Annotated in this window: 26 protein-coding genes; 10 read left to right on the forward strand and 16 right to left on the reverse strand. The window is 66.9% G+C overall.

Annotation, left to right across the window (positions count from 1 at the left end):
* The first annotated feature begins 88 nt into the window (after window positions 1–88).
* Window positions 89–2,284 carry an elongation factor G-like protein EF-G2 gene (locus ACFXHA_RS42505; RefSeq protein WP_379366619.1) on the forward strand — a complete coding sequence of 732 codons (2,196 nt, stop codon included), beginning with the start codon at window positions 89–91 and terminating at the stop codon, window positions 2,282–2,284.
* A gap of 5 nt (window positions 2,285–2,289) precedes the next feature.
* On the opposite strand, the gene ACFXHA_RS42510 is transcribed toward ACFXHA_RS42505, so the two are convergent.
* A complete protein-coding gene (locus ACFXHA_RS42510) occupies window positions 2,290–2,652 on the reverse strand; it encodes an excalibur calcium-binding domain-containing protein (protein WP_379366621.1) in 363 nt (120 codons plus the stop codon).
* A 42-nt stretch (window positions 2,653–2,694) separates the two neighbouring features.
* On the reverse strand, window positions 2,695–3,489 hold the full coding sequence (locus ACFXHA_RS42515; protein WP_379366623.1) for an HNH endonuclease family protein: 795 nt from the start codon (window positions 3,487–3,489) through the stop codon (window positions 2,695–2,697).
* Window positions 3,490–3,683: 194 nt separating this feature from the next.
* Here ACFXHA_RS42515 and ACFXHA_RS42520 point away from each other — a divergent pair, with 194 nt between their 5' ends.
* Entirely contained in the window at window positions 3,684–4,427 is a 744-nt protein-coding gene (locus ACFXHA_RS42520) for a DUF4191 domain-containing protein (RefSeq protein WP_379366625.1), read from the forward strand.
* A 121-nt stretch (window positions 4,428–4,548) separates the two neighbouring features.
* Here the strand turns inward: ACFXHA_RS42520 and ACFXHA_RS42525 are convergent, their stop codons facing one another.
* From ACFXHA_RS42525 to ACFXHA_RS42565, 9 genes are all read right to left on the reverse strand, one after another.
* A complete protein-coding gene (locus ACFXHA_RS42525; protein WP_379366627.1) occupies window positions 4,549–4,842 on the reverse strand; it encodes a DUF6510 family protein in 294 nt (97 codons plus the stop codon).
* 2 nt (window positions 4,843–4,844) lie between these two features.
* A complete protein-coding gene (locus ACFXHA_RS42530; protein WP_379366628.1) occupies window positions 4,845–5,660 on the reverse strand; it encodes a ferredoxin reductase in 816 nt (271 codons plus the stop codon).
* Complete coding sequence (locus ACFXHA_RS42535) at window positions 5,660–6,259, reverse strand: molybdopterin-dependent oxidoreductase (RefSeq protein WP_379366630.1); 600 nt, start codon at window positions 6,257–6,259, stop codon at window positions 5,660–5,662. The genes ACFXHA_RS42530 and ACFXHA_RS42535 overlap by 1 nt, the downstream gene beginning before the upstream one ends.
* An 85-nt stretch (window positions 6,260–6,344) precedes the next feature.
* Window positions 6,345–7,259, reverse strand: a complete 915-nt coding sequence (locus ACFXHA_RS42540; RefSeq protein WP_379366632.1) for an alpha/beta hydrolase — start codon at window positions 7,257–7,259, stop codon at window positions 6,345–6,347.
* Window positions 7,260–7,560: 301 nt separating this feature from the next.
* On the reverse strand, window positions 7,561–8,091 hold the full coding sequence (locus ACFXHA_RS42545) for an RDD family protein (RefSeq protein ID WP_379366634.1): 531 nt from the start codon (window positions 8,089–8,091) through the stop codon (window positions 7,561–7,563).
* Between the two features lie 109 nt (window positions 8,092–8,200).
* On the reverse strand, window positions 8,201–8,767 hold the full coding sequence (locus ACFXHA_RS42550) for an LpqN/LpqT family lipoprotein (RefSeq protein WP_379366636.1): 567 nt from the start codon (window positions 8,765–8,767) through the stop codon (window positions 8,201–8,203).
* The gene (locus ACFXHA_RS42555) at window positions 8,764–9,690 is read right to left on the reverse strand and encodes a hypothetical protein (RefSeq protein WP_379366638.1); all 927 of its coding nucleotides are present in this window, start codon (window positions 9,688–9,690) and stop codon (window positions 8,764–8,766) included. The genes ACFXHA_RS42550 and ACFXHA_RS42555 overlap by 4 nt, the downstream gene beginning before the upstream one ends.
* Before the next feature lie 5 nt (window positions 9,691–9,695).
* Complete coding sequence (locus tag ACFXHA_RS42560; protein WP_379366640.1) at window positions 9,696–10,754, reverse strand: hypothetical protein; 1,059 nt, start codon at window positions 10,752–10,754, stop codon at window positions 9,696–9,698.
* Between the two features lie 12 nt (window positions 10,755–10,766).
* Complete coding sequence (locus ACFXHA_RS42565; RefSeq protein ID WP_379366641.1) at window positions 10,767–11,087, reverse strand: hypothetical protein; 321 nt, start codon at window positions 11,085–11,087, stop codon at window positions 10,767–10,769.
* Between the two features lie 550 nt (window positions 11,088–11,637).
* Here ACFXHA_RS42565 and glnA point away from each other — a divergent pair.
* From glnA to ACFXHA_RS42585, 4 genes are all read left to right on the forward strand, one after another.
* Window positions 11,638–13,074 (forward strand): type I glutamate--ammonia ligase, encoded by a 1,437-nt coding sequence (gene glnA, locus ACFXHA_RS42570; protein ID WP_379366643.1) that lies wholly within the window; start codon window positions 11,638–11,640, stop codon window positions 13,072–13,074.
* A 90-nt stretch (window positions 13,075–13,164) separates the two neighbouring features.
* Complete coding sequence (locus tag ACFXHA_RS42575; RefSeq protein WP_379366644.1) at window positions 13,165–13,620, forward strand: SRPBCC family protein; 456 nt, start codon at window positions 13,165–13,167, stop codon at window positions 13,618–13,620.
* A 193-nt stretch (window positions 13,621–13,813) separates the two neighbouring features.
* The gene (locus ACFXHA_RS42580) at window positions 13,814–14,668 is read left to right on the forward strand and encodes a tyrosine-protein phosphatase (RefSeq protein ID WP_379366645.1); all 855 of its coding nucleotides are present in this window, start codon (window positions 13,814–13,816) and stop codon (window positions 14,666–14,668) included.
* A gap of 89 nt (window positions 14,669–14,757) precedes the next feature.
* On the forward strand, window positions 14,758–15,537 hold the full coding sequence (locus tag ACFXHA_RS42585) for a YwiC-like family protein (protein WP_379366647.1): 780 nt from the start codon (window positions 14,758–14,760) through the stop codon (window positions 15,535–15,537).
* 6 nt (window positions 15,538–15,543) lie between these two features.
* Here ACFXHA_RS42585 and ACFXHA_RS42590 read toward each other — a convergent pair whose 3' ends face one another.
* The 5 genes from ACFXHA_RS42590 to ACFXHA_RS42610 all read right to left on the reverse strand — a co-directional run bounded on the left by ACFXHA_RS42590 (window position 15,544) and on the right by ACFXHA_RS42610 (window position 18,111).
* Window positions 15,544–16,365 carry an SGNH/GDSL hydrolase family protein gene (locus ACFXHA_RS42590; RefSeq protein ID WP_379366649.1) on the reverse strand — a complete coding sequence of 274 codons (822 nt, stop codon included), beginning with the start codon at window positions 16,363–16,365 and terminating at the stop codon, window positions 15,544–15,546.
* Window positions 16,366–16,420: 55 nt separating this feature from the next.
* Entirely contained in the window at window positions 16,421–16,861 is a 441-nt protein-coding gene (locus tag ACFXHA_RS42595) for a MarR family winged helix-turn-helix transcriptional regulator (protein ID WP_379366651.1), read from the reverse strand.
* Between the two features lie 31 nt (window positions 16,862–16,892).
* Complete coding sequence (locus tag ACFXHA_RS42600) at window positions 16,893–17,270, reverse strand: nuclear transport factor 2 family protein (RefSeq protein WP_379366653.1); 378 nt, start codon at window positions 17,268–17,270, stop codon at window positions 16,893–16,895.
* A gap of 134 nt (window positions 17,271–17,404) precedes the next feature.
* Window positions 17,405–17,860 (reverse strand): hypothetical protein, encoded by a 456-nt coding sequence (locus tag ACFXHA_RS42605; protein WP_379366655.1) that lies wholly within the window; start codon window positions 17,858–17,860, stop codon window positions 17,405–17,407.
* A 128-nt stretch (window positions 17,861–17,988) separates the two neighbouring features.
* Window positions 17,989–18,111 carry a hypothetical protein gene (locus ACFXHA_RS42610; protein WP_379366656.1) on the reverse strand — a complete coding sequence of 41 codons (123 nt, stop codon included), beginning with the start codon at window positions 18,109–18,111 and terminating at the stop codon, window positions 17,989–17,991.
* A gap of 243 nt (window positions 18,112–18,354) precedes the next feature.
* Between ACFXHA_RS42610 and tsaA the strand changes: the two genes are divergently transcribed.
* From tsaA to pdhA, 4 genes are all read left to right on the forward strand, one after another.
* The gene (tsaA, locus tag ACFXHA_RS42615) at window positions 18,355–18,789 is read left to right on the forward strand and encodes a tRNA (N6-threonylcarbamoyladenosine(37)-N6)-methyltransferase TrmO (RefSeq protein ID WP_379366658.1); all 435 of its coding nucleotides are present in this window, start codon (window positions 18,355–18,357) and stop codon (window positions 18,787–18,789) included.
* A gap of 65 nt (window positions 18,790–18,854) precedes the next feature.
* On the forward strand, window positions 18,855–20,057 hold the full coding sequence (locus ACFXHA_RS42620; RefSeq protein ID WP_379366660.1) for a PucR family transcriptional regulator: 1,203 nt from the start codon (window positions 18,855–18,857) through the stop codon (window positions 20,055–20,057).
* Between the two features lie 201 nt (window positions 20,058–20,258).
* Window positions 20,259–21,716 (forward strand): dihydrolipoyl dehydrogenase, encoded by a 1,458-nt coding sequence (lpdA, locus tag ACFXHA_RS42625; RefSeq protein ID WP_379366661.1) that lies wholly within the window; start codon window positions 20,259–20,261, stop codon window positions 21,714–21,716.
* Between the two features lie 11 nt (window positions 21,717–21,727).
* A complete protein-coding gene (gene pdhA / locus ACFXHA_RS42630; RefSeq protein ID WP_379366663.1) occupies window positions 21,728–22,852 on the forward strand; it encodes a pyruvate dehydrogenase (acetyl-transferring) E1 component subunit alpha in 1,125 nt (374 codons plus the stop codon).
* Window positions 22,853–22,868: the final 16 nt, after the last annotated feature.

Consider the following 22,868-nt stretch of genomic DNA (forward strand, 5'->3'; position numbering starts at 1 on the left):
ACAAATCGGTTCGGTCGATTCGTGGACGAGTGTGCGCCGCTGGTGGGAAGCTCGAAGGACCGCTTTCATCGACCCACCGGAGCGAGCCATGGTCGAGCGAACGACGTTGTCGCAGGGTGTCAACGGCAGGGTAGTTGTGGCCGAAAGGCCGGACGACATACGGAATGTGGTGCTGGTCGGCCACAGTGGGTCGGGTAAGACCACGCTGGTGGAGGCGTTGGCCGTGGCCGCGGGGGCCGTGCCCCGGGCGGGGCGGGTGGAGGACGGGACCTGTGTCTCGGATTACGACGATATCGAGCAGCGACAACATCGGTCGGTCCAACTCTCGGTGGTGCCGATGGGATGGGACCACCTCAAAGTCAATCTCCTCGATACCCCCGGATACGCGGATTTCGTGGGAGAACTCAGGGCCGGTCTGCGAGCAGCGGACGCGGCCCTTTTCATACTCTCGTCCGCCGCGGGGGTGGAAGGTGTCAGCGGGGCGACGCTGGCACTGTGGGATGAATGCGCGCACGTCGGGATGCCGCGCGCCATCGTGCTCACCCATTTGGACACCGCGCGAGCCGATTTCGAGGACATGAACGACACCTGCCGGGAGATCCTCGGCGGTGGTCGGTCGGAATCTATACTGCCGCTGCATCTTCCGGTGTATGGGCCGAAAGCCGCCGACGGGCATCGGCCAGTGACCGGGTTGATCGACCTGCTCACCGAGCACGTCTACGACTATGCGACCGGGGAACGCACGGAAACGCCTGTCTCCGAGGAACAGCGGGAGCAGATGGAGGAAGCGCGCGGGCGGCTGCTCGAAGGCATCATCGCCGAGAGCGAGGACGAATCGCTCATGGACCGCTACCTCGGCGGCGAGGAGATCGACCTCGCCACCGTGGTCGCCGATCTGGAGAAGGCGGTGGCGCGCGGCAGTTTCCATCCGGTGCTGATCGCCGCCCCGCCGCCGGAAGGCGCGCGGCAGGGGCTGGGCACGGTCGAGATCCTCGATCTGATCACGCGCGGATTCCCCACGCCCGCAGAGCATCCCGTCTTCGCGACCGGTTCGGGCGGCAAGTCCGCCGCTCTCGCCTGCGATCCCACCGCGCCCTTGGCGGCCGAGGTGATCCGCACCGCCTCCGACCCGTATGTGGGGCGGATGTCGCTGGTGCGGGTGTTCTCCGGCACCCTGCACGCCGACGACACCGTGCACGTATGCGGGCACGGGCCCGCCGAGACCGGGAATCACGATGCCGACGAACGCGTCGGCGGGGTGTCCGCGCCGTTCGGCAAGCAGCAGCGGCCGCTGCCGCAGGCCATTGCCGGGGACATCGTGTGCGTGAGCAAGCTGTCGCGGGCCGAGACCGGGGATACGTTGTCCGCCAAGGACTGTCCGCTCATCATCGAACCCTGGTCGATGCCGGATCCGCTGCTGCCGGTGGCCATCAAGGCGCACAGCAAGGCCGATGAGGACAAGCTCTCGCAAGGGCTGGCGCGGCTGGTCGCCGAGGATCCGACGGTGCGGCTGGAACAGAATGCCGATACCCATCAGCTCGTGCTGTGGTGCCTGGGTGAGGCGCATCGTGAAGTGGCGCTGGAACGGCTGCGCTCCCGCTTCGGGGTGCAGGTCGACGTGATCGACCACAAGGTGGCATTGCGGGAAACCTTCGCCACCTCGGCTTCCGCCAAGGGGCGGCACGTCAAACAGTCCGGCGGCCACGGCCAGTACGCGATCTGCGAGATCGAGGTCGCGCCGCTCCCGGAGGGCTCCGGCATCGAATTCGTCGACAAGGTGGTGGGCGGAGTCGTTCCGCGCCAGTTCATTCCGTCGGTCGAGAAAGGCGTGCGCGCCCAGGCCGTCAAGGGTGTGGCCGCGGGCTACCCGCTGGTGGACGTGCGGGTGACCCTCTTCGACGGCAAGGCGCACTCCGTCGACTCCTCCGACGCCGCCTTCCAGATGGCCGGTGCGCTGGCGTTGCGCGAGGCCGCCGGAACCGCCCGCATCAGCCTCCTCGAACCGATCTCCGCAGTGCGAGTAGTGGTTTCGGACGAATACGTAGGCCCGGTACTCGGCGACCTCTCCAGCCGCCGCGGCCGCGTGCTCGGCACCGAACCGGTAGGCCTGGGCCGCACCATGATCCGCGCCGAAGTCCCCGAACTCGAACTCAGCCGCTACGCCATCGACCTACGCTCCCTGGCCCACGGCGGCGCCACCTTCACCCGCGCCTACGCCCGCCACGAAGCCATGCCCGCCCAGATGGCGGACTCGATGCGCGAAAAGACCAAGACCGCCAACTGATCTCGCTATTCGCAGGCCACGCCGTCGTTGTCGCGGTCGAGGGCCGGGCGGTAGCCGGGCTCGCCCTTGCGGATCGGGGCGGCACCGGCGTCACGCGCCTCGGTGCAGTTCTTGTAGTAGACGTCGGCGGCGGGTACCACGAGGCCCGCACCCGCGAGGAGATCGCGGGCGGTGGTCGCGGCCGGGACGGCGGGAATCGCGGCCGGGTCGGCGGGGATGTCGGACGGGGCGAGGGGGATCTCGGCCGGGGCGGTCCGGAAAGTGGCCGGGGCCGTGTCGTTATCCGCGTGGGCCTGGGTTGCGGTCACCGCGATCAGGGTGGCGGCGGTGGCGGTGGTCAGGCCGATGGTGGCCAGAACCTTCTTCATCTCTTTCACTCCATTCATTGGTGAACAACAGGTTTGAGGGGATCAGGGGGTGCAGCCGTCGAGGACGCGGATCATGGCGTCCTTCTCCCCCTGTGTAACCCACAGGGAATAGGCGGATTTCACCGTGATCTGCTTGGCCACATAGGTGCACCGGTAGGTCTTGTCGGGCGGCAGCCAGGAGGCGGCGTCGCTCGCGCCCTTCTGCTGGTTGGCGGGGCCGTCGACGGCGAGCAGGTTGCGGGGGTCGTTGGCGAGGTTGGCGCGTTCGCGCGGGCTCAGTTGCTGCGCGCCCTTCTGCCAGGCGTCCGACAACGCGACCACGTGATCGATCTGTACTCGGTGCGAGGTGTCCTGACCACGCACGAAATCGATGGACTTGCCCGTGTACGGGTCGCCGAGGGTGCCCGAGAGCACTACACAATCGCGGGTGCCGGGCTTGAACGCCGGGTCGATGAGGTCGCGGCCGAGGATGTCATTACGGGTGTCGCAGCCGTTGTGGCCGCCTGCGACATCGACGTCATCGGTCCAGGTTTCGCCGAACTGGTTGCGCGCGTAGCCGGTCTTGGGTGCGCGGCCCTGCACCGGGAGGGTGTCGAGCAGCGCGCGGGCCTCGGCCGGGGACAGCACCACGGCCTCGGAGAACAGCAGTGCCGCCGAACGCGGAAGTGATTGCGCGACACTGCCGGTCGCGGCGCTCGCGGAGGCCGCGGCCGGTTCGGTGGCCAATCCGTGCGAGGTGCACGCCACCAGGGTGAATACGCCCACCAGGAGCGCGGCCGCGCCGGGCAGCCGGGGTCGGTGACCGGCGGAGGCGGGCCAGTGGTCCGTCGACCGCATGTCCTTCCGATCCCTTTCGTTCGGCACTGGTTATATCCAGCAGAACAGATCCAAGCGGGCTTCTACAAAGGGGCCCCTCCCGGATGAGACATAGCCCGCACCCCCGTCCCGCTGTGACACATCCGCACGCGCCCGCTCACCACGCTGGTGATCCCGTCGCGAACCGGGCGTACCCGGCCACTAAGCTGGACGGTATGGCAGCAGGCAAGGGCGGTAATCCGTCGAAGGAAGCGAAGGCCGCGGCGAAGGCGGCGCGCAGGCAGGCGTCGAAGGAGCGTCGCCAGCAGCTCTGGCAGGCGTTCCAGATGCAGCGCAAGGAAGACAAGCTCCTGCTGCCGCTGATGATCGGCGCCTTCGTCGGCGTGACCGTGCTGTTCCTGGTGATCGGGTTCATCTTCGGCATGCAGTGGTTCCTGCTGCCGATCGGCCTGCTGCTGGGCGCGCTCGCCGCCTTCATCATCTTCGGCCGCCGCGTCCAGAAGAACGTGTACGCCAAGGCCGAGGGCCAGGCCGGTGCGGCCGCTTGGGTTTTGGACAACCTACAGGGCAAGTGGCGTGTCACCCCCGGTGTCGCCGCCACCACCCAGCTCGACGCGGTGCATCGCGTGGTCGGCCTGCCCGGCGTGATCCTGGTGGCCGAGGGCTCCCCGCAGCGCGTGAAGTCGCTGCTGGCACAGGAGAAGAAGAAGGTCTCCCGCCTCGTCGGCGACACCCCGATCTACGACGTCGTCATCGGCAACGAGAAGGATCAGGTCGCCATCAGGGACCTGCAGCGCTACCTGACCAAGCTCCCCCGCAATATCGACACCAAGCGCATGGACCTCATCGAAGGCCGTCTCTCGGCGCTCGCCACCCGCGGCGGCCCGGCCCTCCCGAAGGGCCCGCTCCCCAACGGCGCGAAGATGCGCGGCGTCCAGCGCAGCATCCGCCGCCGCTGATCCCCAGCTCCCCCGAGGCCCGCGTCTTCCGACGCGGGCCTTCTCATTTCCCGGGTTCGTCGAGTGGCACATTCTGGAGGGGGTTTGTCCGAATCAGGCTCCAAAATGTGCCACTCGACGGCTATTTGGGGAGGTGGAGGGTGGTTTGGGCGGTGAAGGTCAGGTGGGTGGCGGTGGGGGTGGTGGTTAGTTGGAGCATGACTGCTGCGCAGTGGGGGCAGCGGATTACCGTGCCGGGACAGTTCGGGTAGACGAGGGCTCGGGCAAGGGGTTCGGTGGAACCGCAGGTGGGGCAGCGGCATTCGTGGAGGGTGGGGTCGCCGGGGAGGATCTCGGAGAGGAGACCGGCCAGGGCGTTGCCGTCCAGGTAGTGGTCGTCGGGGAGGGCGGCGGCGTAGGTGTAGGGGGTGGGCATGGTCAGCCTCCGGTGGGGCCGAAACGTTCGGTGCGGATCATGGCGGGGGCGTGGCCCGCGGAAACCAGAGCGTCGGCGGCGAATTCGACGAATGCGGTGGGGCCGCAGACGTAGCAGGTCACCGTGGGTGACGGTGGCAGGGCCAGGCGGGCGATCTCGGTGCGGGTGAGACGGCCAGGCGGACGCGAGTCGGTGGCGGCGGTGCGGGCGAGAGCGTCGGGCGGGGAAGGAGCGGTGCGGGTGTAGGCGACGAAGAGTTCGATGTCCTCGTCGGATTCGGGGTTTTCGAGGTAGCAGACCTGGCCGGCGGGGTCCACGGTCGATGCGAGGGTGGCGCGGCGGAGTTCCGCTAGTTCGTCGGCGTAGAGCAGATCGTCGGGCGTGCGGACCGAGTACAGCAGCCGGAAAGGGCTGGTGTTGGCGGCTTTTCGGCGGGCGCGCAGCATGGCGGCGAGCGGGACGATGCCGGACCCGCCCGCGATGAGGACGGCGGGGCCGCCGGTCTCGGGGGTCCAGACGAACCAGCCGCCGACGGGGCCGCGGACTTCGATGAACGCGCCCACCGGAAACACGTCGACCAGGTAGCCGGACACTTCGCCGTCTCGCACGCGCTGGACGGTGATTTCGATGTGATCGCCGTCGGCGGGTGCGGCCAGGGAGTAGCTGCGTTCGGCGTGATAGCCGTCCGGCGCGGTGAGGCGGACGTCGAGGTGCTGGCCGGGGCGGTGGCCGGGCCAGCCGTCGACGCGCAGCACCAGGGTGCGGGCCGAGGCGGATTCGGTGCGGGTGGCGACTAGTTCGGCGGGCTGCCAGCGCATCAGTCGTCCTGGTAGCGCTGTTCGCGCCAGGGGTCGCCGTAGCTGTGGTAGCCGGCGGCCTCCCAGAAGCCGAGCTCGTCCTGGTCGAAGAGGTGGATGCCCTTGACCCACTTGGCCGATTTCCAGAAGTAGAGGTGCGGTACCAGCAGGCGGGCGGGGCCGCCGTGTTCGGGGTGCAGGTCCTGGCCGCCGAAGGTGTGCACGATCCAGGCGCGACCGTCCAGGAGATCCTCCAGCGGGAGGTTGGTGGTGTAGCCGCCGTGGCTGGAGATGAGCGCGTATTCGGCCTGGGTTTCGACGGTTTCGAGGAGGCTGTCGAGGGAGATGCCCTGCCAGTCGGTGTCGAGTTTGGACCAACGGGTGACGCAGTGGATGTCGACGTGCGGGCGTTCCTGCCGCAGCGACATCAATTGCGGCCAGCTCCAGGCGTATTGGCGGCCGGTCTCGTTGGTGATGGTGAACTGCCAGCGATCGAGGTTCACGCGCGGGGTGGGGCCCGCCGAAAGCACCGGGAAGTCCTCGACCAGGTATTGGCCGGGCGGTAATCGGTCACTCTGGGGACGGGGGCGTCCTTGGAACCCGGGCGAAAAGCCAGTCATCCGACCACTCCTCCGCTGCGACGGAACGCGCTCCGGGCCAGACTACGCCGGGGCGTATCCCGGAATCGGGCCTTTCGGGCAGCGGTCAGGCGATGTGGCGGGAGAGGAAGCGGATCACGTCGGGGGTGACGGTGGACCAGTACTCGTCGGTGTGGCCGCCGGGGGTGATGAGGCCGACCTCTGGGCGAGCGGTCGCGATGAAGCGACGGCAGCCGTCGATGAAACGGTCACGGTCGCCGCACCACAGACCGATGGGAGCCGGGCCCAGTTTGTCGAAGTTGCGCAGCGGGTCCAGCGCGGCCCACTGGTCGGCGTTGATGAACGCGTTGCGCTTGGCCATCTCGGTCCACGAGGTGAGCAGGCCCGGCGACATGGTGGCGACCGCGTTCAGCGGGCGACCCTGCTCGAAGCGGCGGCGGGCGTAGACGTAGGCCCCGAAACCGCCCATGGACGTGCCGGTGACCGCGGCGGGCAGACCGTCGGGGCCGCCCAGGCGACGCTGGGCCAGCCAGCCGGGAACCTCGTTGACCAGCATGGACATCGGGTCGTCGCCGGTGCCGTGGTCGTGCCAGTAGTTGTCGCCGCCGTCGAGGGCGACGAAGCCGAAGGCCGGGGACAGCTTGGAGGCGACACCGGCGGCGAGCAGGTCGGCGATATTGCCGACGGCCGCGGTGTGGGCGTTGCCGTGCAGTCCGTGCAGCAGCAAGGAGATCGGCAGGTTCTCGGTGGGGACCCCGGGCGGCAGGATTGTCACCAGATCCACCTGACGGCCGCGGGCCGCGGAGTAGACGCGTTCGGTGCGGATGATCGGATTGACCCCGAGCACTGTCTTGCCGAGCTCACCGCCACTCAGGGTGCGTTTCACTTCATCGGTGTCGACCGCAGCGTTGACGCCCGCGCTCACCGCGGCGCCCGCAGCGGCCAGACCCAGCAATCCGGTGGTCGCGAACAGGGACCGCCGGCTGAATCTCCGCGCGGCCGCCCTGTAGTCCTCGACCATGGATCCTCCATCAGCACAACAACAGCTACCTGCCGTGGAACCGACTTATCGGTACTTCACGGCAAATCGCCGCCACCATACCGATCGAAAGCAAACAACGGTGAACATTCGGCAACGTCTCACCACACGCTTAGCCAACAGCATCGCAGGTAACGGCAGGAATCCGGGCCGACTCGGCGCGAGTTCATACATTCGAATCGGCCCGCGTCGAAATTCCATAACAACGGGCGTGAGGTTTTCGTGAGGCGGCCGCTCAGCGTGCGGGCAGCTCAGCAGCGAGGTGGGTCAGCGTCGGGATGACTCAGCGGCTGTAGACCAGCGCGGTGCCCGTAGCGCGATCGTGCATACCGCGACCGTCGGAGTCGGTGAACAGCGCGGGAATCACGAACAGCAGGATCAACTGCCGAGCCAGCGCCCGCACGAACCCGACCGGCGCCTCCACATCAACCCGACTCACCCGCAGCTTCAGGAAGTACTGCCCCGGCGTGAACCCGAACAGCGTCACCGCCGCGATCCCGAGCACGAACCACACCGCCAGCGTCGGCGTCGACAGCGCCTGCGTGATGACCTCGAAGTGCGACGGCGGCTGCTGCCCCTTGGGAATCGTCATCTTCGAGATGATCTTGGCGGCATCCGGCCGCACGATGATCGCGGCCAAGCCCATAGAGATGAACCAGTCCACCAGAATCGCCACGACGCGACGCGTAAACGGCGCGAGCGCCCCCGCCCCCGACTGCGGCAGTCCCAGTTCCTTGCCCTGATACTCACCGGCCGGGTTGTCTCCGGATTCAGCGTTCGGTCCGGACAGCCATGAGCCGGTGATGCGTGCCATGCCCCCACCTTAAGCGCCGCCCACCGGCCGCTCCCGCACCCCTGCCGGTCCGGTCTCGAGGACGCGGCCATTGATGGGTCCGCCCGGCGCTTGCCGGGTTTCCGGGCCGTTACCCGGTTGTCTCGTGATCGGCGGTGAATTCGGCTCCGGGTGGTATTCGCACGATCAACTTCGTGGTCGGCGGTGGTGCCGCATCGGTTCGAGCTCGTGCGGTCGTGGTCAGCTGAATCCAGAAGCATCCGGCTCGGGAACGCACGAGGAGGTAGCGAGTGTGCGACCAGAACCTGTAAGCCTCGACGACATAGGTCCCGGTGATCGCCGCCGACGGAAATCCATCGAAAGTGCCTGTTTCATAATTGATTTCGTGCCACTGAGGCATGCGCCGGGAGTCGGTGGCGGTGCAGCGGATCAGGGTCATCGGGTCGATGGCGCCAGTGAGGCGGCCGACCAGCAGGGTGGCGTTGTCGGCCCAGTTCGATCCGGGTTGCACGGGTTGCGCCCAGACCCCGAAAGCGTGCGGGAACACCTGTCGGGAAACACGCTGCCAGCCCTGCGGGGCGAAGCAGTTGATCGCCGGCATTTCCTCGGATTCGGCGGTGATCGGTTCGTAGCGGGCGTCGACCGCGGCCAGGTATTCAGCGACGGTGGGGATCGAGGAGTTCGCTTCGGCTGTCACGAGATCGGACCGCCGGACGGGTGGTGATCGACCGGTGGAACGAACCAGGTCGGTGCGTCCGTGCGGGCGAGGAGGGCCCGGTAGTCGCTGTTGGCCGAGAGAAACCGCACGATCGCGAGCACCGTGCCGCGGTCGGCGGCCAACGCGTAAACGGGCAGCGCAACCCGTTCCGGAGCGTCGAGCCGTTTGTGCTCAGGAGGGCGCGGGGTCTTCAGCTGCAGATCGATGGTCGGCATCGGATTCGATTGGGCCGAGGCCCGGAATTCGCCAACCGAAACCGAGCCGATCTCGTCCCATGCGAGGTAGAGATCCTGCGAGGCTCCGAACGGCAGCGGCACCAGACGACGGACACCCTCGGGGTAGAGCTCAACGGACATCTGCCAATGCATGATGACGGCGATCACCGCGATACTCAGCAGGGCCACGACCCCGCAGACCAGTAGAAAAGTGGCGCCGCCCGAGTTGTTCCTCCCGGCCGGAAGCAGGTCATCGCCCTGGTCGTGTTTCCACTGCACCCATGACGAAATGCCATAGGCCGCTCCACCCGCCAACACCAGATAGACCATGTACACACCCAGCGGTGTCCCTCGACCCCGCAGCCGGACACCAGCCCCGCGGGAGGGATCGACGTGGTGTTGCACCGCCGAGCGTCCCGCCCGGGCGGGCGACCATGCCATCGTCACGGCGAGCATCCCGGCACCGGCGAACATGAGCGCACAGCCGAAGGCGCCGACTGCCGTCGCCGAATGTCCTTCGCGCACACCGCTGTCGATTCCGATCAGGACGGCGACCACCGCCAACAGGCCGAAGAGGGTGGCAAGAACGACCCATACGGCTCTCACCGCCGTCTTGGGTTGCCGGACCGGCCATTCCCGGGTCCGGGGCACCTGCGGAAATACCGACGTCGTCGACGCATCGTCCATTGGATTCACCTGTCCCACAGCCATTGCAAACCCTTCGAGCCGCCGTATGCCGCGAGGGCGCCGACAGCGCCGCCCACGACGAATCCGACCGCATTGCCCACGCCGGGCACGGCGGTCCCGAGAGCCGTACCTTCCATCGCTCCGGCAAGGAAGCCGCCCACCATCCCGCCGGAGACCAGACCGATCTCGGCACCGCCCACCTCGGTCACAACGGCCTTGGTCGGGTCCATCTCGCCGTCTCTGATGTCGTTGGCGATGGCGGGGATCGTCCCGATGAGGTTGCCGTAGATTCCGAAATGGCTCAGGCCCGAGCTCATTTCCTTCGTGATCCCTGTTTCGGTGGCGGACTTGCCCCAGTTCTCCACCCACTTCAACACGGTGGTGTCGCCGGCTTCCCGCGCCGCCGATTCCAGTCCCATGCGTGTCGCTTCGGTCATGCCTCCCACGACCGAGGCGGCAGTCATGCCTGGTATATCCGGTTTCCAGAACGACGTCGGATTGGCCGCGATCGCGTCCGAGATCGCGTTCGTGTCCTCTTTCTTGATTCTCTGGATCATGGCCGTCTCAGCCGACAACGCCGAACCCGGTGCCATCGAGGAGATCTCGTCGTTGGCCGTCAGTATCTTCATGCCCCAGGCAAGGTCGGCCGCGAGCAGGGCGTCGGCCAGACCCGGGATGCGGGCGAGTTGAATGCCTGCCTCGGAATCCGGGTTCTCGATCCCGGTCACACTCCAGTCATCGTGAACCACCACCGGCGGCGCGACGTAATTCGCGAAGATCGACTTCAGGTCCGCCAAGGGTTGATTCATAGCGTCGTAGGCACCGGTACAGGCAGTCGCGAGATGGTCGTAGGCGGTAGCCACGGCCCGCATCTGCTGTTGCTCCTTGTCCGCTTTGCCTCGGGCCGCGTCGCCGGCCTTGCCCTTCCAGGCGAGGTCGTCATGGATGGCCGTGTGCATGGTGTCGGCGGATTTGATGATGGTGTCCGCGGCTGCGGTCGCGTTCGCCGCGACGCCGGGAAGTCCGGAAAGATCCCAGGCCAGAACTACTGCCGGAGTCGCCATGAGTACGCGCCTCTACTTCTTGCCCGGAGTTCCGGAGTTCAGATCCGCCACCGCGTTCAACCGGTCGGCGACATCCTCGTCATGGTTGTTGTACTTGTCGGCCGACAGGACCAGCAGCCCCGAGAATGTATTGAACCGGGCCTCGAGCACGGCACGGGCGGTGGTATCGATACCGTCGGAACGACCGAGCGCCGTGCCGACCCCGGAGCCCTTCAAAACGTCGGCCACGGGCTGAGCGCCCAGCGCCACCATGTCGTTGATGTCCTTCGGCAGCAGAGCCAGGCCGCCGGCGAGCTTGCGGAGATTGTCGGGGGTTACCTCGAGCGCCGTCATAGCTACCCTCTAGGATCATGTTCCAGAACTTCAGTTGGAAGATTTCCGCAGCATACAAGAGGTATCCACGCGCCGAGCGGTACGGGATACCAGCCAATAGGCAATCTTTCGCAAACCTTCGTCGACCCATCGCGCTCGACGTCGCTGTTCGAGTCGCCGGAACGCTTTCATATATGGGTTCGGCCTACCGTTTCGCCCGTTTCCGAGTCGGCCCGCAATCGACCGGCATACCCATTTGCCAGGTGGATGCGGGGCGGTGAGGATTCTCACGATCGCCCGGTCCGGCTCGGTAAGGCCCCTAACTTTTCAGAGTCTTAACAGTCAGTTCCGGCTGCTCAATGGCAGGATGTCGGTGCTGGTCGAGCATTGCTCGGCGACCGCTGCGGAGTCTTCGTGAAGCCGGGGGCACCGCCGAACCCCCGGCCAGCAGTGCGTGTAACACTGGCGAAACACAGCCTTGATTGCAGGGAAACACCGCGTCCATACCGTGTGGTCGCGACGAACCCATGCAGTCACCACTGGCTGGGAACCGATCCGTAAGGAGTACTAAGTGGCGTTCAGCACGGCCGACGAGGTCATCAAGTACATCAAGGAGGAGGAGGTCGAATATGTAGACGTTCGCTTCACCGACCTCCCCGGTGTGCAGCAGCACTTCTCGATCCCGGCGAAGGCGTTCACCGCTGATCTCGCCGAAGAGGGTCTGGCGTTCGACGGTTCGTCCGTTCGTGGCTTCCAGTCGATCGACGAGTCGGACATGCTGCTGCTGCCCGATTACAGCACCGCCCGCCTGGACCCGTTCCGTGCCGCGAAGACGCTGAACCTGAACTTCTTCGTGCACGACCCGTTCACCCGCGAGGCGTACTCCCGCGACCCGCGCAACATCGCGCGCAAGGCCGAAGAGTACTTGCGTTCGACCGGCATCGCCGACACCTGCTACTTCGGTGCCGAGGCCGAGTTCTACATCTTCGACTCGATTCGCTACGACTCGGCGATGAACGGCGCGTTCTACGAGATCGACTCGATCTCCGGTTCCTGGAACACCGGCGCGGAGTACAACGCCGACGGCACCCCGAACCGTGGTTACAAGGTCCGCAACAAGGGTGGTTACTTCCCGGTTGCCCCGTACGACCACTACGTCGACCTGCGCGACAAGATCTCGACCAACCTGCAGAACGCGGGCTTCGAGCTGGAGCGCGGCCACCACGAGGTCGGCACCGCCGGTCAGGCCGAGATCAACTACCGCTTCAACACCCTGCTGGGTGCCGCGGATGATCTGCAGCTGTTCAAGTACATCGTGAAGAACACCGCGTGGCAGGAGGGTAAGACCGTTACCTTCATGCCGAAGCCGCTCTTCGGCGACAACGGCTCGGGCATGCACGCCCACCAGTCGCTGTGGAAGGACGGCAAGCCGCTGTTCCACGACGAGGCCGGCTACGCGGGCCTGTCGGATCTGGCGCGTCACTACATCGGCGGCATCCTGCACCACGCCCCGTCGCTGCTGGCGTTCACCAACCCGACCGTCAACTCGTACCACCGTCTGGTGCCGGGCTACGAGGCCCCCATCAACCTGGTGTACTCGCAGCGCAACCGCTCGGCTGCCGTGCGCATCCCGGTGACCGGTTCCAACCCGAAGGCCAAGCGCATCGAGTTCCGCGCGCCTGACTCCTCGGGTAACCCGTACCTGGCGTTCGCCGCCATGCTGATGGCCGGCATCGACGGCATCAAGCGCAAGATCGAGCCGCTTGCTCCGGTCGACAAGGACCTCTACGAGCTGCCGCCCGAGGAGGCCAAGAACATCCCGCAGGCCCCCACCTCGCTGGCGTCGGTCATCGACCGCCTCGAGGACGACCACGACTACCTCACCGAGGGTGGCGTGTTCACCGAGGACCTGATCGAGACCTGGATCGACATCAAGCGCACCCAGGAGATCGCGCCCGTGAACCTGCGGCCGCACCCCTACGAGTTCGAGCTGTACTTCGACGTCTAAGTCGATGTAGCGCAAGCGCTCTCGGAGCCCCATCCGCCTCGGCGGGTGGGGCTCCGCCCGTTTCCGGGGTGGCTCACCTACGATCGGTTCATGTCCGTCGATGTTGTGACCAGCATTGATATCGATCGGCCGCGGGAGTTGGTGGCCGGGTTCGTGATGGATCCGTCGAATGCGACCGAGTGGTACCGGAACATCGCCTCGGTCGAGGTGGAGACCACCGGGCCGTTGGGGGTGGGGTCGCGCATGGCGTTCCGGGCGCAGTTTCTCGGGCGGTCGCTGGCCTACACCTATGAGGTGGTCGAGTTCGAGGTCGGGCGGCGGCTGGTGATGCGGACCGCCGACGGGCCGTTTCCGATGGAGACCACGTATTCGTTCGAGGACACTGCGCTGGGCGGAACCAGGGTGACGCTGCGCAATCGCGGCGAGCCCACCGGGTTCTCCCGCTTCGCCACCCCGCTGATGGAACCCGCCATGCGCCAGGTGAACCGGAAGGACCTGCAGCTGTTGAAGGAGATCCTGGAGTCCGAGTCGCATCGCAGCGAATAGCAGGGTTGCGCGAGAATTACTGGGGAACAGGGTGATTCGATTTCGAGTCCAGCGGGTGTCCCGGTGGATGGGGTGTCAGGTTCGGTGGGCGGGAGGGTGCGTGGGTAGGTCTGCGGTAGGGGCGTAAGTCGCCCTAACGTCCGGGGCTGTGAAAATCAAACATTTTGCACGACTTCGTATTTCAGTTCTCGCGATGATCGCTACCACGGTGGCGGGCCTCGGGATGGGGGCGGCCGTGGCCGCGCCGATTCCCATGCGACAGGAGGCCACGCAGATCACCTTGCAGGGGGCGGTGAATGTGCGGGATGTGGGCGGGTATGCCACCTATACCGGGGATTCGACGCAGGCCGGGAAGGTGATTCGGTCGGATGCGCTCGGGAAGTTGACCGATGCGGATGTGCAGAAGCTCGGGACTCTGGGGATTCAGACCGTGGTCGACTTCCGGACTGCCCCGGAGGTACAGGGTTTGGGCGCGGACAAGTTGCCCGCGGGCGTGACCGCGGTGTCGCGACCCATCGACGACGGCGGGATCTATTTGAAGACGGCGCAGGCGATCGGGTCGAAGGATCCGGTGCAGCAGCAGGCGTTGCTCGGGGACGGTAAGGCCGAGCAGATCATGAAGAACGCGTACACCAATTTCTTGAGCGCGGATGCGACGGCGAAGTTCGCGCAGACCATCAAGGATGTGGCGGCCGCGCCGGGGGCGATTCTGTACCACTGCACCTCGGGCAAGGACCGTACCGGCTGGATGACGTATGTGCTGTTGCAGGCGGTGGGGGTGCCGGAGAGCGTCGCGCGGCAGGATTACCTGCTGTCGAATCAGTACCGTGCCGCGTCGGATGCCGCGCTGCGGGCGCAGTTGAAAGCGGCTGGGATCATGCAGAATCCGGATCTGCTGATTCCGTTGCAGATCGTCAGCGATGAGTACCTGGATGTCGCCGTCGCTCAGATGAAGCAGCAGTACGGCGACTTCGGTAAATATCTGTCCAAGGGTCTCGGCCTGGATGCCGGGACCATCCTGAAACTGCACCACAACTTCGTGGGCTGAGCCCCCGGACGCGTGATCCGTAATACGGCCGCGTGCCGCGGGTTTGAACACACAGGCCCAGCGGCCGCGGCTCGCCCTACGATTTGAGGGTGTCCGTCGAGTCCGCCACCGCTGCTCCCGACCGGTCGAAGGCCGTACGCAAGCAGTTGCGCCGCTGGCTGCCGAATCAGCATGGGGCCTGGGCGATGTTGGCGGTGCCGTTCCTGGTCGGGATGTGGCTGGGGCACCCGACGTGGGCGCATCTGCCGCTGCTGCTGGCGTGGTTGCTCGGCTACATGACCGCCTTCCACCTGGAGCAGTACCTGCGACTGCGTCATATTTCGCGCAATCCGAAGGCCCCGCGCCGCCACCTGCGTCCGTTGCTGACCTTCGGCGCGGCCTTGGTCGTGATCGGTGCGGGACTGGCGCTCACGCACCCCTGGCTGGTGTTGGCCCCTTCCGCGATGGCTCCATTTTTCGCGGTGAATCTCTGGTTCGCGTGGCGCAATGACGAGCGGGCGCTGGTCAACGGCCTGGTGGCGGTGGTTCCGGCGTGCGGAATGCTGCTGGTGTCAGCATATTTGGGTGGTGGCGCACTCACGGACGGCTGGCGGCCTGCTGTGGCCTGCCTGCTGTATTTCGCGGGCACGGTGTTCTATGTGAAGACGATGATCCGCGAGCGTGGCAATCGGGATTACTATCGCGCCTCGATCGTCTATCACCTGTTCGCACTGGCCGTCGCCGCCTGGTTGCAGCCGTTGCTGTTCGTGGCATTCGCCGTGTACCTGGCGCGGGCCGCACTGCTGCCGGGTCGCGCGCTGCGTCCGGCCCGGGTGGGCATGATCGAAATGGCCTGCTGCGCACTGTTGACGGCGCTGCTTCTGCTCTAGCAGGCGCTAGGAGAGCTGGGCCAGTGTCGCTACCACCTCGACCACGACGGCGAGTTGGCCGTCGATGGTCAGGTGCACGCCGTCGTCGAGATGCAGTTCTGCACCGGGCAGCGGCTCGGTGACCGACAGGGCGTCGACCATGGGTTCCGGCTGGTCGGCCAGCAGGCTCGCGGTCTCCGCCATATCCGCTGTGGCCCAAACGATTCCGGCATTCGCGAAGTGCGGGAAGGTGGCGGCGCGGGCCTCGTCTACCGCGGTCGGGGTGAGCCAGACCCACCGTGCGGAGGTGAGTTCGAGGGTGCGGTCGCGCAGCAACAACAGATTGCGGGCCGTTTCGGTCGCGCTGACCAGCCTTGTCCGGGCCGCGCCCAGCCGCTGGGCGTCGTTGGCTCCGAGCTGGCACAGCACCCAATCGGGGCGCTCGTAGCCGAGCCGGGGCAGCGTGGTCAGCGCCTGCGTTGTGGTGCAACCGCTTACGGCCGCATTGATCAGCGTAATGGCGTCGCCGGGTCGGCGCAGTGCCAGTAGTTCCCGCAGGATCTCGAACCAGGACAGGCGATCCGCCGTGGAGCTCTCCCCCAGCGCGAGCACCTTGCTGCCGGGCGTGAACGGCAGCCGATCCACCTGTGCGGCCAGCTCGGCATCGGCCAGCAGTTCCTCGGCGGCGTTGCGGGCCTGCTGCGTGAATCCCGCACGCAGGTCCCGGTATTCACCCGGTTCGAGCCCGAAGAGCCCGGCGACGCGCGCCTCGTCGAGGCCGTTCAGATAGGGCATCGCCTTCTCGGGCTGCTGGAACCGGACCAGCTTCTCGGTCATCGCGGCATTCATGGTCACTCCACTTCGCTTCGAGAGAACCGATGCCCGAGTGACCTTGCGCCGCAGGTCAGGGGGCGATCGGTGGATTCATGTTGTGCTGCATGCGGTCGAGGAGATCGGTGAGCACGCTGATCTCGTCGTCACTGAGTCCGGCGCGCAGCCGCTGATCGTGGGCGGTGGCGGCCCCGGCCAAGCGGCGGAACAGGCTTTCACCGCTCTCGGTGAGTTCCACCTGGTGCACCCGGCGGTTGGCGGGGTCCCGGCGGCGGATCACCAGCCCGTCGCCTTCCATCGCATTGAGGTGATGGGTGAGGGTGGCGCCTTCGATGCCGACCGCCTTCGCCAGTTCCCGCTGATTGCCGAGGTTCTGCGTTTTCAAGGTCAGCAGGATCAGCCAGACCGGCATCGAACCGCCCGCGGCGGCCAGCGTGCTGTCGAAGGCCCGGCCGACCGTCTTCGCGGTGCGGGCCAGCGCTAGGCCGACGGGTGTTCCGGTGGGTCTTGGCATTCCCTCAAACTACCTCGGCGGTTTTGCGCCGCTAGGGTCCGACGCTCGTACTCAGATGCAGTCCGGCCAGCAGCCATCGGCCGTCCCGCAGGACGGCGAAGTGCGTGCTTCGGAACCTGCCGTCGGCGGGGTTGCCCTGATATTCGGCCTGCTGGACGTATCGGCCGATCGCGATGGCGGCGTCGCCGTAGTCGCGGACGGCGACCTCGTCCTGCCAGACCATCGATCGGGTCCGGAGGACACCGGTGCGGTAGCGGTCCAGCCAGGCGGCCTTGTCGAGCACGAACCCGGCGGGCCCGACCACGGCGAAGTCCGCCACGGACATCTCATCCAGTGCGGCAACGTCTTCGAGCTGTTCGGCCGCGGCCCAGCGCCGGCAGAGGTCGCGCACCTGATCCTGGGTATCCATTTTCTCTCCCATTCGTCTGACCAACGAGACCTAACGTTAGATATCGAACGATTAGATGTCAAACGTTTTCGAAACCTGACAGCAGGACGGGTTGCGCCCCTGTCCATTTCGGATCGGGGCCCCGAATCAGGTGATCAGCGGGTGAGAGCGGCCAGCTCGGAGAGGTCCAGGTGGCCGTTGGGATCGGACCAGCCGGTGGCGTGGAGGTCTTCGGGGGCGGCGACGCCGAGCGCCTCGTGCAGGCCGATGGCTACCGAGCGGGCGAGGTCTTCCAGGCCACTGCGCGGGATCGGGCAGAACAGGGTGCGCTGCCAGTTCTCGATGTCGTGGCGGGCATCGGGGGCGGTCCAGCCGAGGGTTTGTAATCGTTGTGCGGCGGCGTCGGAAATCGGTTCGGCGAGATAGTAATTGCCGGTGAGTTCGAGGGAGAGTTTGATGTCGAACTGCTGGATCTGAGCGTAGCGATTTCCGGAAGCGACGAGGATCAGAGTGGCGCGGGAGGGCAGTTTCGCGAGGCAGCCGGCCAGTGCGTGAACAAACACGTCCCAGTCGGTTGTCACTACGCGCTCGCTCTGACCCCGGGTGCCCATCGTGGCCGATCATACGCCGTCAAATGACGGGTGGCGTGAAATATCCTGCCGCCCAGTCCGATCAGCGGAAACCGCGGCGGTGTCGACTGGTGTAACCGCCGCGGTTTCCGGTATTCGGCCGACCGCCGTCAGGGGGTGGGGGCGGGACCGAGCACGCAGAGCGGGGTGCTCGCCAGCAAGCGCCGATCATTCTCGGCGGGCGTGAACGCCTGCCGGACAAGGAATTCCCGCAAACGCGATATTGCGTTCATTGCACTCCCCTCGAAATCCATGGCCATCCGGCAACCCATTCTGCCAATCGAGCGCCGTTGTGGCCGTTAATCTTCCGTGAATAATGGCGCACCGATGGGTGCGGGCGGCACTCTTCGGGCAACCGTCCGTTCAGCACATCGCATTCCCGCTGCGGGCGCAAGATTCCCCGCCGCGGATTTACGATTCCTTGGCGGTGGTCCGGCCCGGCCGCCCGATCCTCGCGTTGGAAGGAACTGACTGCCTTGTCCTCGGAATTCTCCAGCAGCCCCGATCATTTCGAGGTGCGCCCGGTCGGCTGGGTCCGCTCCCCGCTGACCGACCGCGCCGGCGCGCCCCGCCAGCCCGATGAGGACGCGCCCGCCGCCGAGGTGTTGCTGGCCCCCGATTTCGTGCCCGCCGCCGCCGATCTGGAACCGGGCATGCAGGTCATCCTGCTCACCTGGCTACACGCGGGCCGCCGCGACACCCTCGCGGTCCATCCGCGCGGCGACCGCACCCGCACCCCCACGGGCGTCTTCGCCACCCGCTCCCCGGACCGCCCCAACCCCATCGGCCTGCACGAGGTCACCTTGACCTCGGTCACCGGCAATGTCCTCGGCGTGGCCGGACTGGAAGCCATCGACGGCACCCCCATTCTCGACATCAAACCGGTCCTCGGCGGCATCGAATCCCGCTGACCGCCGCCTCGGGCGGGGCGGGTCGTACGGAGGAAGGGCTGATGGCCCGGCGTAGGTTGAGGGGCATGGCGGCTCCCAGGCATCCGGTACCGACGCTCGGTACGCAGCGGCTGGCTGCCGCGTGCCAGGCCGAGGTGCCGGAGCTGACCACGCGGCTGATGGCGGCGATCGCCACCGACAATCCGGAGTGGACGGATTACACGGCGGTGCCGCGCGCGGATTTGCGGGACGGCTGCCGCCGGTATCTGACGCGGATTCTGGAATTGCTGCGCGGGCAGGCACCGGATCCGGACGGCGATGACGTGGCCGCCGCCATCGGCCGCCGCCGCGCCGAGCAGGGTGTACCGCTGGAGGCGATGCTGCGCACCTTCCGGCTGGGCGGGCAGATCGTGTGGGAAGCGCTGCTGGACAAGGCCGATGACATCGGGCCGAGTGAGATCCGCGAGGTCGGTTCGGTGATGTGGGCGGTGGTCGACGGCATGTCCTCGGCGCTGGTCGCCTCCTACCGCACCGCCGAACTGGATCGGGTGCGCAGCGATGAACGCCGCAGGCATTCACTGATCGAGGATCTGCTGGCGGGCCGCGCCCATGACGCCACCTTCGCGGCGCGGGCGGGCCGGGAGTTGAATCTGCCGCCGAACGGCGCGTATCTGGTGGTCGTCGCGCGGGGTGAGGGCGGGCCGCCGCTGCACATGGGCGCGGAGACGGCGCTGGGAGTGTCGGGTATTCGCTCGGTGTGGCACGACCGGGTGGATTCCACGGTCGGTCTGGTGTCGCTGGAGCATCGCGAGGCTTCGGCTGTGCTGCAACAGATTCGGCCATTGATTCGCGGCCGGGCGGGTGTCTCGCCGCCGGTGCCCGGTCTGGCGGGCGTCGACACCGGGCACGCGCTGGCGGTGCTGGCCCTGGACACGGTCTCCGGCGATCCGCAGGGTCTGCTGGTCTCGCTGGATGAGCGTTACCCGGAGGCGCTGCTGCTGCGCTCCCCCGATCTCACCGATCTGCTGGTGACCCGTTCGCTCGGTCCGGTGCTGGAGTTGCCGCCGAAGGAGCGCGACATTCTGCTGCGGACGCTGGCGGTCTGGCTGGCCGAGAACTGCTCGGCCGCGAATGCCGCGCCGATCCTGCACTGCCATCGCAACACGGTCATCAACCGGTTGCAGCGCATCTCGCTGCTGCTCGGCCGGCAGCTGGAGGGGCAGCGGTCCTACGTGGAACTTTCCCTCGCGCTGGCCGCGCTGGAACTGCCTGGAACCACGCGAGATTGACGTATTCGGGGCCCGCTGACAAGCCCCCGAACGCCCACTACCGGCGGGTACTAATTGTGCTCTGCGCCCAGTCGAACTCTGTCATATATGGGCTTCCAGTGCATTGATTGTGCAATTGGTGACCGACAGACTCGATCGCAATGACCCGCATCACAACCGATGGCTGGGTCTGTGAGTACATCGAGATGAGGAGCACCACGAGTGCCGGAATTCGATCTATTGGTGATCGGCGGCGGCCCGGGCGGTTATGTGGCCGCCATCCGGGCCGCTCAGCGGGGCCTGAATGTGGGCCTGGTGGAGAAGGAACGCCCGGGCGGGGTCTGCCTGAACTGGGGCTGCATCCCGACCAAGGCGATGCTGCGTTCCGCCGAGGTCTTCCACACCGTCGCGCATGCCGCGGACTTCGGGATCTACGCCGATAACCTGCGCTTCGACTACGCCGCGGTGCGCAACCGCAAGGACGGCATCGTCAAGGAACTGACCGATGGCGTCGCGGGCCTGCTGAAGGCCAATGGCGTGACCATCATCGAGGGTCACGCGCGCTTCACCTCGCCCACGACCGTCGAGGTCGTCGAGGCCGGTCCGTCGCCGATCTTCGAGGGTGGCCCGCGCTACGCCGCCGCCCCGACCGCGAACGCCGTCCGCACCGTGAGCGCGAAGGATGTCATCGTCGCGACCGGTTCGGTCCCGGCCGTGCTCCCGATCCCGGGCGCGGATCTGCCGGGTGTCATCACCTCCGACGGCGCGTTCGGTCTGACCGAGGTCCCCAAGCGTCTGGTCGTCATCGGCGGCAGTGCCGTCGGCGCGGAGTGGGCCAACCTGTTCCACGAGTTCGGTGCGGATGTCACCGTGGTGGAGATGCAGGATCGCCTGGTTCCGTTGGAGGACAAGGAGATCGGCACCGCGCTGGTGCGCTCGTTCACCAAGCGCGGCATCAAGGTGCTGACCGGTGCCACCGTCACCGGTATCGCGCAGGGCGACAACGGCCTGTCCGTCACCGTGGGTGGCGCGAAGCCACAGGAACTGCCCGCCGATGTGGTGCTGGTCGGCGTCGGCCGCCGCCCCAATACGGCCGGGCTGGGCCTGGATGTCGCCGGAATCGCTACCGACGCACGGGGTTTCATCCCGGTCGACGAGCACCTGCGCACCGGCGTCGAGCACGTCTACGCGATCGGCGATGTGACCGGCAAGGCGCTGCTCGCGCACGTCGCCTCGCATCAGGGCCTGGTCGCCTCGGACACCATCGCGGGCATCGCGGCGCACATCGACTACAACGTCATCCCGGCCGCGACCTTCACCCACCCGGAGATCGCCAGCGTCGGTCTGACCGAGGATGCCGCCAAGGCCGCGGGCCACGACATCGTCGCCGCCAAGTTCCCGTTCGCGGCGCTGGGCCGGGCCAAGTCCTTCGGCGATCAGGAGGGCTTCCTCAAGATCGTCGCGGGCAAGAAGCACGGCGAGGTGCTCGGCGTGCACATCATCGGCCCGTCGGCCTCGGATCTCATTACCGAAGGGGCCCTGGCGATCTCGCTGGAGGCGACCCTCGACGAGCTGGCCGAGACCATTCACGCCCACCCCACCCTCGGCGAGATCGGGATGGAGGCCGCCCTGGTCGGGCTGGGCCTGCCCGTTCACGTCGCGCCGCCCCGGAAGCGTTGAGGAGTTCCATCGTGACCACCACCACCGCCGCGCCGCGCAAGTCGCCGCGCAAGGCCCCGAAGGCCGCCGACGTAGCCGCGTCGCTGGAGAACACCGCCGAAACCCTTTTGGGTGGAGCGGATTTCGGCGGCACGGACGCCAACGACCTGCTGTCGCTCTACACCGAGATGCTGTTCATCCGGCGTTTCGAGGAGCGCACCGCGCAGGGCTACCAGCAGGCCAAGATCGGCGGCTACTGCCACCTGAACCTGGGTGAGGAAGCCACCGTCGTCGGTGTCGGCCGCGCCATGCGTCCCACCGACTACCTGTTCACCAACTACCGCGAGCACGGGTACGCGCTGGCCAAGGGCATCGAGCCCGGCCGCGTCATGGCCGAGTTGTACGGCCGCTCCACCGGCACCTCCAAGGGCTGGGGCGGGTCGATGCACATGTACGACACCGCGACTCGTCTGCTCGGCGGTTACGCCATTGTCGGCGGCCAGGTTCCCCTCGCAGTCGGTGCCGCGCTGGCCATCGACTACCGCGGCGGCGATGACGTCGTCGTGTGCCAGATGGGTGAGGGCACCACCAACATCGGTGCCTTCCACGAGTCGCTCAACATCGCGGCGCTGTGGAACCTGCCCGTCGTGTTCCTGGTGATCAACAACCAGACCGGCATGGGCACCACCGTCGAAAAGTCTTCCGCCGAACCGGATCTGTGGAAGCGCGCCTCCTCCTACCGCATGCGCGGTGAGCGCGTGGACGGCACCGATGTGCTGGCCGTGCGCGAGGTGGCCTCCGACCTGATCGAGACCGCCCGTCGCGAGGGCAAGCCCGCCCTGCTCGAGGCCGTCTCCTACCGGCTCAAGGGCCACTCGGTCGTCGACCCGGCCAAGTACCGCGCCGAGGACGCCGTCTCCACCGCCGTCGCGCACGACCCGATCGTGCTGTGGCACAACCGTCTCCTCGAAGCCGGTGTGCTGAGCGAGGATTCGGCCGCCGCCATCGAGGCCGACGTGAAGGCCCGCGTCGTCGAGGCCGTCGATTTCGCCGATCAGTCCCCGCATCCGGACCCGGCCACCCTGTTCGATTACAACTACGCGACCCCGGTCGCGGGCGATTCCCATCGCCTGCCCGGCGATCCGCTCTTCACCTAAGGACATCACCGTGGCT

Source organism: Nocardia sp. NPDC059240 (assembly GCF_042753865.1).
Classification (GTDB): domain Bacteria; phylum Actinomycetota; class Actinomycetes; order Mycobacteriales; family Mycobacteriaceae; genus Nocardia.